We start from the raw sequence: 9219 nt of genomic DNA, 5'->3' as shown, positions 1-9219 counted from the left end.
GACGTTGTTGGCCCAGGCCATCGCCTTGGACATCAGCACCGTCTGCTCGGCGGCGGGATACATGTAGCCCTGCGAGCGGACGATGAGCTCGGCGCCCTTCATCGCGCAGTCCCGCCAGATCTCGGGGTAATTGCCGTCGTCGCAGACGATCAACGACACCATGATCCCCTTCGGGCCCTCGACGGCATAGGTGTCGGAGCCGGGATACCACGGCTCGATCGGAGTCCACGGAATGATCTTGCGGTACTTCTGCACGATCTCGCCGCGGTCGTTCATCAGGATGAGCGTGTTGTAGGGCGGTTTGTGGGGATGTTCCTCGTGCTGCTCGCCGGTCAGCGAGAACACGCCCCACGTCTTGGCGGCCCGGCACGCCTCGGCGAAGATCTGCGTGACCGGGCCGGGGACGGTGGTGGCGGTCGCATACATCTCCGTTTCGTCGTACATGATGCCCTGCGTCGAGTACTCCGGGAAGGCGATCAGATCCATGCCCGGCAGCCCCCGCTTGATGCCCACTACCATGTCAGCGATGCGTTGCGCATTGGCGAGAACCTCGTCGACGGTGTGCAGTCGCGGCATCTTGTAATTGACGACCGCGACACCGACGGTGTCCGGACTCGACGAGATGTCCCCGTGCCTCATGCTGGATCGGTCCTTCCCCGCGTGTGTACCCCCAGCGTGGCGCCGGCCGCCGACGGCGACTCCTGATGGCGTGGGGCGGAGCCGAAATTTTACCACCAATAGCAATAGTTGCATAAGGTGGTGATTCGCCCGGGAACTGGCTTGGAGGAACGGAATTCCCCAGCTCTGTCGCCGGCACGAGGCGGGTTCGACGTGAGCCCGCCCGGGCGAACCGGCATAGAGCCGCGAATTCTGGGAACACTGGGTAACGAGTTGTGGCGTGGCCGGGACACTCCCATGCCGGCGGGCGAGGCGAGTGGTTGTCGGCCAATCGACTCCGCCAGCGATGCATCAATAAGGGAGGCCGGCCGCGTGAGTGAAGAAACCGTCGAACAGACACGGGAAGAAACCTGGCAACGCGTCACCGAATTGCCGCTGGCCGCCGTCGCCACCGCCTTCATCGCCCTGTACTCGGTGCACGTCCTGGGCCATCTCGGGCACGAAGCCACGCACCTGCTGTGGGTGTTGAGCTGGGTGTTCTGGTGTCTGTTCGTCGGCGACTACCTGGTCCGCCTCCGCCTGGCGTCCGACAAGCGGGACTGGTTCGTCCATCATCTGTTCGACTTGCTGGTGGTCGCGCTTCCGCTCATGGGACCGCTGCTGCTCCTGCGGCTGGTCGTGCTGGCCGGGGCGCTGCAGAAAGCCGTCGGTATGGCGGTGCGCGGCCGCATCCTCATCTACACCGTCACCGGGGTGTGCCTGCTGATTTATGTGTCGGCGCTGGCCGTCCTCGACTTCGAACGCGACCACGTCGGCGCCCGGATCACGTCGTTCGGGAAGGCGCTGTGGTGGGCCGTCACCACCGTGACCACCGTCGGCTACGGTGACTTGTATCCCGTCACCGTCCCCGGCCGGCTCGTTGCCGTGATGCTGATGATCGGCGGCATCACCCTGGTGGGGGTGGTCACGGCGTCGCTGGCCTCGTGGATCGTCGAACGCGTGTCGGAGACCGACACCGCGAACCGAGCGACCTCGTCGGCCGAGATCGCCGAACTCCGTCATGAAGTTCGCCGGCTGGCCGAACAGCTACGGCGGGTCGCCGCGCACGTCGAACCGGAATCGCGGCGCTCGTTGGCGGCTACTGGAGCAGCTGGCCGATGGTCGTCACGACGATGAGCAGCAGCGAGGCCGCCCCGATGACGTACACCGGCCGCCGCGCGGTGATCGTGGCACCGACGGGCTGTTGCAGGATGCGCTGGCGTCGAACCGAGATGTAGTAGGTGAGCAACGCCACCGCACCGGCCAACACGGCCGGGATCACCCCGGCCGGCCCGACCGAGCCATGCAGGTTCCTGATCATCAGCAGCGCGCCGTTGACCAGGAACGCGAACGAGGTGCGTGACCAGGACAGCGCCGTCCTCTCCGCCTGAAGCCCGCGGTCGGACGGGGCCGGGGCGTCGCTCAAGCCAGTACCGCCTTGGCGACGACCAGCCCGAGCGCGATGAGCCCGACCAGGCTGAGACCCACCGCGAGGTAGAGCGGCGAGGGATGGCGGGGCAGGGGGTCGCCGCGGCGCATGGCCCGGTCCGCCTGGTACCAGCGCAGCAGCCCCATCCCGCTGGTGAGGATGGCTAGCACCGCCAGGCCCACGCCCAGTCCGCGGCGTGCGCCGGGGACGGTCAGCTCGGGAACCAGCTGTACCAGTGCGACGGCGGCGGCGAGCAACCCCAGTGCGGTCCGCTGCCAGGCCAGGAATGTCCGTTCGTTGGCGAAGGTGAACCGGTAGTCGGGTTCCTGCTCTCGGGCGCCGTCGGCGTCATCGGCCACGAGGCGCATTGTAGATTGGCGCCCGTGGTGCGGGCGTTGCTGTTCGACGTGCAGGGAACGGCGACGGACTTCTTCTCGACGGTTTGCGAGGAGGCGCGGCGCATCGGCGCCGATGCGCCCGTCGACTGGCCCGACGTGGTGCGCCGTTGGCGGGCCGGCTACTTCGTGGCCACCGGCGCCGCGGCCGATCGGCGCGGCGGATGGGTGTCGGTGCGTTCGGTGTACCGCGAAGCGCTCGACACCGTGCTGGACCCCGGCGTCCTCTCGGTTGCCCAGCGCGACGAGCTCACGCTGGCCTGGGAGCGCCTGCGGCCCTGGCCGGACGTGGTGCCCGGGCTGACGCGCCTGAAGGAGGCATTCACGTTGGCGACGTTGTCCAACGCCGACGTCTCCGCGGTGGTCAACATCTCCAAACGGGCCGGGCTGCCGTGGGACGCGGTCTTCGCCGCGGAGATGGCCGGGGTGTTCAAGCCCGATCCGGCGATCTACCGCATGGCGGCGACCTATCTGAGGCTGGAACCGGCCGAGATCATGATGGTGGCGAGCCACAAGTACGACCTGCGCGCCGCCGGCGTTCTCGGTTTTCGCACCGCGTTCGTCGCGCGCCCGCTGGAATTCGGCTCCGGCAGCGTGGCCGACGTGGCCTACTCGGGGGAGTTCGACGTCAACGCGTCGGACTTTCTCGACCTCGCCGGGCAACTCGGCTGCTGACGTGTCAGCGGTGCGCCGATCCGGTCAGCGCCGAATCCGGTTTCCCCGACGACATCGACAACAGGCCGCGTACGCAGCGCGCCGCCAGCAGCCAGTTCGCCGGCCTCTTCATGTCCAGCCCGCCCAGCAGCTGTCGGACCATGGTCAGCGTGTCGAAGTAGATACGTTCGCAGACAAGCGTTTCGGACTCGTCGAAGACGAGATAGGCGGTCATGCGCACCCGGAACCGGCCGCCGGTGGGCGGCACCTTGCCCAGGTAGCCGCGATGGGTGCCCATCAACCAGAACTCGACGATCACCGCGTCGGCGCTGTGTCGCAACGCGATGATCTCGTGGTCCTGATCGGGGAACGCGGTGCGGGTCTCGGCGTAGTAGCCGCGCACCGCCTCGTCGCCGTCGTGGACGACCAGCTGCGGGATCAGCTCGTAGCGCGGATGCGGGAACGTCGCCAGCACGTCGTCCAAGGCGTGACGGACCTCGTCGCGGAAGTGGTCGAGCACGAGTCTCTGGCGCGCGGCCAGCACGTCGGGAGCGGGGCATGCGGGAATGCTCACGCGGCGAGCGTAAGGTGCCGGCGAGCAGACGCAAACTAGGGTGAGGGCTCGAGCGGGGCGCCGACGATCGCGCGGCTGGATTGGCCGTGCACGTCGACGGGCGCCGCACCCATCAACGAGACCCGGTGCAGCAGCCGGTATTGGTCGTCGTAGTCGGCTACCGCGCGGTGCTGGGTCGCCCGGTTGTCCCAGATGGCGATGTCGCCGGGCCGCCAGTACCATCGAATGGTGTTCTCGGGCAAGATGATTCGCCGCTGCATCAACTCCAGCAGCACGGTCGACTCGTGCGTGTCGAGCCCGACGATGCCACGCGCGAAGCTCCCGGCCACCAGGGTGCGCTCGCCGGTGTCGGGGTGCACCCGCACCAACGGGTGCTCGGTGTGGTATTCCGGCTTGTCGGTCCGGTTGGTGTGCACCACCCACAGATCGTCCGCGAGCCGCCGCAGCGGTTCGGGCAGCGCCTCGTACGCGGCCGCGGTAGACGCCCACAGCGTCGACCCCCCGTAGTCGGGCATGGTCACCGCGCGCAGCATCTCCACCCCCGGGTAGTTCGTGGCGAACGTGATGTCGCTGTGCCAGCGGTTGTCGTAGCCGTACCGGGAGTCGACCTGATGCACGAGCGGCGCGTTCCGCAGCGGGTAATACCCCGTTGACGGGTGGCCGACCAGCATGAAGGGCAGGGGATCGCCCAGCAGCCGCGCGAACGCGACCTGACCGGCGTCGTCGAGGTGGTCCTGGCCGCGGAAGAAGATCACCTTGTGCTCCAGCAGGGCGCCGTAGATCTGCTCGGCCGTCTCGGCCCCGAGGTCACCGCCGAGGCGCACGCCCTCGATGCACAGGCCGAGGTGGCTGCTCAGCTTGGTCACGGTCAGCGGTGTCGTCGCGGGCATGATCTTTCGAGACTAGCCGGGGCGGGTCGTCACCTCGGGGGAGTCCAGGCCACGGGCAGGCTCTTGATGCCATGGATGAACTGCGACAGCAGCCGCGCGGGTTCGTCCACCGCCACGATGTCGGGTACCTCGCGGCGCAGCTCGTCGAAGACCACCCTGATCTCGCGGCGGGCCAGGTTGGCCCCGAGGCAGAAGTGCGCACCCCCGCCGCCGAACCCGAGATGCGGATTGGGCGTGCGCGCCACATCGAAAACCCACGGGTTGGCGAACGTGGACTCGTCGCGGTTGGCCGAGGTGTACCACAGCGCGGCCTTGTCGCCTTCTTTCAGCTTGGTGCCGCCGAGCTTGAAGTCACGGGTCAGGGTGCGCCGCATGTAGACCACCGGCGAGGCCCAGCGCACGATCTCCTCGACGGCGGTGGGCGTCAGGCGGTCGAAGTCGGCCCACCACTTGTCCCGCTCGGCGGGGTAGCGGGACAGGGCAAGCACGCCGTGGCTGATCGCGTTGCGGGTCGTCTCGTTGCCGGCCACCACCAGCAGGATGAAGAACGACGCGATCTCCGCTGAGGTCAGCCGTTCGCCGTCGACCTCGGCCTCCACCAGGCTGGTGGTCAGGTCGTCGTGGGGGTTGGCGCGCCGGTCCTCGGCCAGCGCGCTGGCGTAGGCGCCGATGTCCATCGAGACCTGCAGGAACTCGTCGAAGTCGGTGGACAGGTCGGGGTCGCCGAACCCGAGGATCACGTTGGTCCAGTGGAATATCCGCTGGTGGTCTTGTTCGGGGATGCCCATCATGTCGCAGATGACCTGCAACGGCAGTGGGCCGGCGAGTTCGGTGACCAGCTCGGCCTGCCCGTCCGGATGATCGGCGATCAGCCCGGCGACCAGCCGACGGGCCCGCTCGCGCACCGACGCCTCGATGCGCGCCACCACTTTCGGGGTGAAGGCCCGGCTGACGATCGAACGCAGCCGCTGATGCCGCGGGTCGTCGAGCACGATCATCGACCCGAAGTATTCGGAGATTTCGGGCAACTGGTCGCCGATCGTGATGCCGCCCGCCGAGCTGAAGATCTCCGGGTGGCGGCTGGCGAAGTGCACGTCGTCGTGTCGGGTCAGGGCCCAGTAGCCGGCGCCGCCCTCGAACCCCTCGTACTCGATCGCGGGCCAGAACGAGATCGGGGCCTCGCGGCGCAGCGTGGCGAAGCCGCCGTCGCGGAAGTCGTCGTCGCGACCCCAGAACTCCAGCGACCCGAGATGGATTTCGGCCAAAGGGATCTCGGGCGGCGGCGCCCCGTTCGCCCGCGTCGCAATGCCGGTCTTGAGGCTCACCTACATCTCCTTCGCCGTTGAAGTGGTGGGAGAGAGCCTAATCCGTTGGCGCTCGGCGCGGCTAGTGCGTGCAGACGGTCCTGCCGCCCGCCGACTGCGCGTCGCTCACCACGTTGCCGTCGAGCAGAATCCGGCAGCGCATCGGTCCGGGTCCCTGCGCGCTCAGCACGAACACCTCGCCGCCGAACCCCTGGAACTGTGTCGACCAGGGCAGCGCGGCGTCGACCGCATGCTGCTGGCCGGTGTCGGTCTGGTACGAGATGTATTGGGCCACCCCGGGTCCGCTTACCTCGTAGCGGACCTGCGGGAACCCGGCGGCGTGCGCCACGCCCGGGACTGCCGCACCCATACCGACGGCGAACAGGATCGCGAAACCGCTGAGACGACTGGTCATGGTTTCCCATCGTGACATCACGCGCGACGAGACGGAAGCGGTTTGGCCGCGCCGGCGAGCAGGACGACGGCGAACACCCCACCGGCCGTCCCCGAGATCAGCAACGGCAGCCGCCCGTCGGCGCCCCACAAAAAGCCGGCCCACAACCCCGCGGCCAGCACCGCGAACCCGCTCAGGCCCTGGAACAGCCCCTGGGCGCTGGACTGCAGCTCACCCGCGACAAGCGTTGAGATCCAGGCCTTCCCGACCCCGTCGTAGCAGGCGGTGAACATGCCGTACACCGCGATCAGGGCCCAGGCGGTCGCCGTGTCGGTGGTGCTGCCCAGCCCCAGATAGCCGACGGCGAAGAACACCAGCCCGACCCCGTAGATCACCGGCCGGCCGAAGCGGTCCGCCAACACCCCGGCCGGCAGGCTCGCCACCGCGTACACCGCGTTGTAGCCGACATAGGCCAAGATGACGCCGACGACCGAGAAGCCGATCTCCTTGAGCCGCAACAGCAGCAGGGCGTCGGGGAAGTTGACGACGCTGAATGCGACCAGGAACGAGACCACCCTCCAGTAGCGGCGGAGCAGCCGCCGGGCACCGGCGAAAGGCGAGGACCGGAACTCGTGCGACACCTGCCGCGACCGCTCCCGGACCCAGGCGATCAACAGCACGCTGAGCACCGCGGGGATCACCGCCAGATACAGCACCGGGCCGATCCGGTGACCGAACGCCTCGTAGCCGGCCAGCCCGAGTAGCGGGCCGATGACCGCGCCGAGGGTGTCCATCGTCCGGTGAAACCCGAACACCCGGCCGCGCTCCGCCGGCTCGACGCCGTCGACCAGCAGCGCGTCGCGCACCGCACCGCGCAACCCCTTGCCCAGCCGGTCGACCACGCGCCCGACCAGCACCCCGGGCCACGCCCCGGCCGCCGCGACGATGAGCTTGCCCAGCGCCGCCATGCCGTAACCGGTCGCGATCAGGGGGCGGCGGGCGAAACGGTCGCCCAACGGCCCCGACACGATCTTGGTGAGCGACGCCGCGCCCTCGGCCGCGCCCTCCACAGCCCCGACGACCGAGGGTGGCGCGCCCAGCACGGCCGTCAGATAGATCGGCAGCAGCGGGTACAGCAGCTCGCTGACGGAGTCCTGCAGCAGCGACACCAGCGACAGTACCCATACGTTCCTGGTGAGCCAGGTCGGCTTCGTCGCCTCTTGCACGTGCCAGATGCTAGCTGGCACCCGTGCCGCGCGCTTAGTGTGTGAAGCCGGGCAGGGAGCCGACGGCAGGAAGGAAGAGTATGCCGAAGCGTGTGGTGGTCTGGGGTACCGGGTTCGTCGGCAAGATGGTGATCGCCGAGATCGTCAAACACCCGGCGTTCGAGTTGGTGGGCGTAGGCGTCAGCAACCCCGACAAGGTCGGGCGCGACGTCGGCGAGATCTGCGGGTTGCCCGAACCGGTGGGTGTCGTGGCCACCGACGACGTCGACGCCCTGATCGGGCTGAAACCCGACGCGCTGGTGCACTACGGGCCGACGGCGTTGCACGCCAAGGACAACATCGCGCTGATAACCCGCTTCCTGCGGGCCGGCATCGACGTGTGCTCGACAGCGATGACCCCGTGGGTGTGGCCGTCGATGCACCTCAACCCGCCGCAGTGGATCGAGCCGATCACCGAGGCCTGCGAGCTGGGCGAGTCGTCGTGCTTCACCACCGGCATCGACCCCGGGTTCGCCAACGACCTGTTCCCCATGACGTTGATGGGCCTGTGCTCGGAAGTGCGGCGGGTGCGCGCTTCGGAATTGCTGGACTACACCAACTACGAGGGCGACTACGAAGTCGAGATGGGCATCGGCCGCGAGCCCGAATACACCCCGCTGCTGCAAGACTCCAACATGCTGATCTTCGCCTGGGGCGCCACCGTCCCGATGATCGCGCATGCCGCCGGCATCATGCTCGACGAGATCACCACCACCTGGGACAAGTGGGTGACGCCCACCGAGCGCAACACCGTCAAGGGCGTCATCAAGCCCGGGCATGTCGCCGCCGTACGCTTCACGATCAACGGAATCTACAAGGGCGAGAAGAGGATTCAGCTCGAACACGTCAACCGCATCGGCCGCGACGCCGCCCCGGACTGGCCGTCCGGCCACGACGACGACGTCTACCGGGTCGACATCGAGGGGACGCCGAGCATTTTCCAGGAAACCGCGTTCCGGTTCACCGACGGCTCCGGCCGGGACGCGGCCACGGCCGGTTGCCTGGCCACCGGGATGCGGGCCCTGCACGCGGTTCCGGCGGTCAACGAGTTGCGGCCGGGGTGGGTCACCCCGCTGGACCTGCCGCTGATCGCGGGGGTCGGGAACATCCGCTGACCGGCCTTACCCTGTACCGGCAGCGCCCGCCCGAGGTCGGCTTCCCGGCGGAGAACCCCCGGCTGGACCAGCCTGTCCTGGTCGTCACCGACTTCGTGGACCGGTTCGGCCACGCCGCCGCGCTGCGCGCACTGGCCTACGTCGCCACCGCCGGCCACTGCGCTGCGCCGGCTGGCCGAATGGTCCAACCGGGCGCAGCCGTTGGCGCTGCTGCCCGACGCCGCGGCAGCGCTGGTCGCGGCGCGCGCCGACCCGGGCGTGCCCGGCCGCGGCACCGTCGCGGTGTGCGACCCGTCGCGCGCCCTGCTGGTGGGTGCCTTGAGCCGGCTGCGGGCCGGCTGCCGAAACGTCAAGGAGCAGTTGTCCTCCGAGGCCGCTTCCATGCTGACCCACCGGCGCGCTGGGGTGCGCAGCGGCATGGAAAACACGTTGCGGCGCAACGTGATTAGTCCGAAGTTACGACTGCTTTCGGGCGTTATCTGATTGTTGAACTGGGTAGATGGTTTTGAACCGGCGTAGATATGTAGTCAGAATATGCGGCG

General features: G+C 68.4%; 11 protein-coding genes and 1 pseudogene. 4 read left to right on the top strand and 8 right to left on the bottom strand.

The features are described from left to right. The coding region (locus AC2VOR_RS00570) for an aliphatic amidase (protein ID WP_486963010.1) at positions 1-639 on the bottom strand (639 nt) is incomplete at its 3' end. Between the two features lie 351 nt (positions 640-990). Here AC2VOR_RS00570 and AC2VOR_RS00565 point away from each other — a divergent pair. Continuing rightward, positions 991-1794, top strand: coding sequence for a potassium channel family protein (locus AC2VOR_RS00565; protein ID WP_486963009.1), 804 nt, complete (start codon positions 991-993; stop codon positions 1792-1794). On the opposite strand, the gene AC2VOR_RS00560 is transcribed toward AC2VOR_RS00565, so the two are convergent. Then, positions 1757-2083 carry a DUF202 domain-containing protein gene (locus AC2VOR_RS00560; RefSeq protein ID WP_369738194.1) on the bottom strand — a complete coding sequence of 109 codons (327 nt, stop codon included), beginning with the start codon at positions 2081-2083 and terminating at the stop codon, positions 1757-1759. The two genes, AC2VOR_RS00565 and AC2VOR_RS00560, sit on opposite strands and share 38 nt — an antisense overlap. Then, positions 2080-2445, bottom strand: coding sequence for a YidH family protein (locus AC2VOR_RS00555; protein ID WP_486963008.1), 366 nt, complete (start codon positions 2443-2445; stop codon positions 2080-2082). The genes AC2VOR_RS00560 and AC2VOR_RS00555 overlap by 4 nt, the downstream gene beginning before the upstream one ends. Positions 2446-2460: 15 nt before the next feature. Between AC2VOR_RS00555 and AC2VOR_RS00550 the strand changes: the two genes are divergently transcribed. Beyond that, complete coding sequence (locus AC2VOR_RS00550; RefSeq protein WP_486963007.1) at positions 2461-3156, top strand: haloacid dehalogenase type II; 696 nt, start codon at positions 2461-2463, stop codon at positions 3154-3156. Between the two features lie 4 nt (positions 3157-3160). Here the strand turns inward: AC2VOR_RS00550 and AC2VOR_RS00545 are convergent, their stop codons facing one another. The 5 genes from AC2VOR_RS00545 to AC2VOR_RS00525 form a co-directional block, all read right to left on the bottom strand. Further along, positions 3161-3709 (bottom strand): ester cyclase, encoded by a 549-nt coding sequence (locus tag AC2VOR_RS00545; RefSeq protein WP_486963006.1) that lies wholly within the window; start codon positions 3707-3709, stop codon positions 3161-3163. 35 nt (positions 3710-3744) lie between these two features. Beyond that, entirely contained in the window at positions 3745-4599 is an 855-nt protein-coding gene (locus AC2VOR_RS00540) for a TauD/TfdA dioxygenase family protein (protein WP_407688853.1), read from the bottom strand. A gap of 29 nt (positions 4600-4628) precedes the next feature. Then, positions 4629-5924 (bottom strand): cytochrome P450, encoded by a 1296-nt coding sequence (locus AC2VOR_RS00535; RefSeq protein ID WP_369738198.1) that lies wholly within the window; start codon positions 5922-5924, stop codon positions 4629-4631. A 61-nt stretch (positions 5925-5985) separates the two neighbouring features. Continuing rightward, positions 5986-6318, bottom strand: a complete 333-nt coding sequence (locus tag AC2VOR_RS00530) for an MmpS family transport accessory protein (protein WP_486963005.1) — start codon at positions 6316-6318, stop codon at positions 5986-5988. Positions 6319-6335: 17 nt separating this feature from the next. After that, positions 6336-7523: an MFS transporter gene (locus tag AC2VOR_RS00525; RefSeq protein WP_486963004.1), complete on the bottom strand. Its 1188-nt coding sequence runs from the start codon at positions 7521-7523 to the stop codon at positions 6336-6338. Between the two features lie 80 nt (positions 7524-7603). Between AC2VOR_RS00525 and AC2VOR_RS00520 the strand changes: the two genes are divergently transcribed. Both AC2VOR_RS00520 and AC2VOR_RS00515 read left to right on the top strand, forming a co-directional pair. Continuing rightward, complete coding sequence (locus tag AC2VOR_RS00520; RefSeq protein ID WP_486963003.1) at positions 7604-8677, top strand: NAD(P)H-dependent amine dehydrogenase family protein; 1074 nt, start codon at positions 7604-7606, stop codon at positions 8675-8677. Next, positions 8623-8968, top strand: a pseudogene (locus AC2VOR_RS00515) (Hsp70 family protein); the annotation flags it as partial. The gene AC2VOR_RS00520 and the pseudogene AC2VOR_RS00515, both read left to right, overlap by 55 nt. Between the last annotated feature and the right edge of the window lie 251 nt (positions 8969-9219).

The organism is Mycobacterium sp. TH-M103, from assembly GCF_057473785.1.
This window is presented reverse-complemented; position numbering and strand designations above follow the sequence as displayed.

Bases quoted from the DNA above. Each gene is read 5' to 3' on its own strand.
- AC2VOR_RS00540 (WP_407688853.1), bottom strand. From the start codon at position 4,599: ATGCCCGCGACGACACCGCTGACCGTGACCAAGCTGAGCAGCCACCTC.
- AC2VOR_RS00530 (WP_486963005.1), bottom strand. From the start codon at position 6,318: ATGACCAGTCGTCTCAGCGGTTTCGCGATCCTGTTCGCCGTCGGTATG.
- AC2VOR_RS00520 (WP_486963003.1), top strand. From the start codon at position 7,604: ATGCCGAAGCGTGTGGTGGTCTGGGGTACCGGGTTCGTCGGCAAGATG.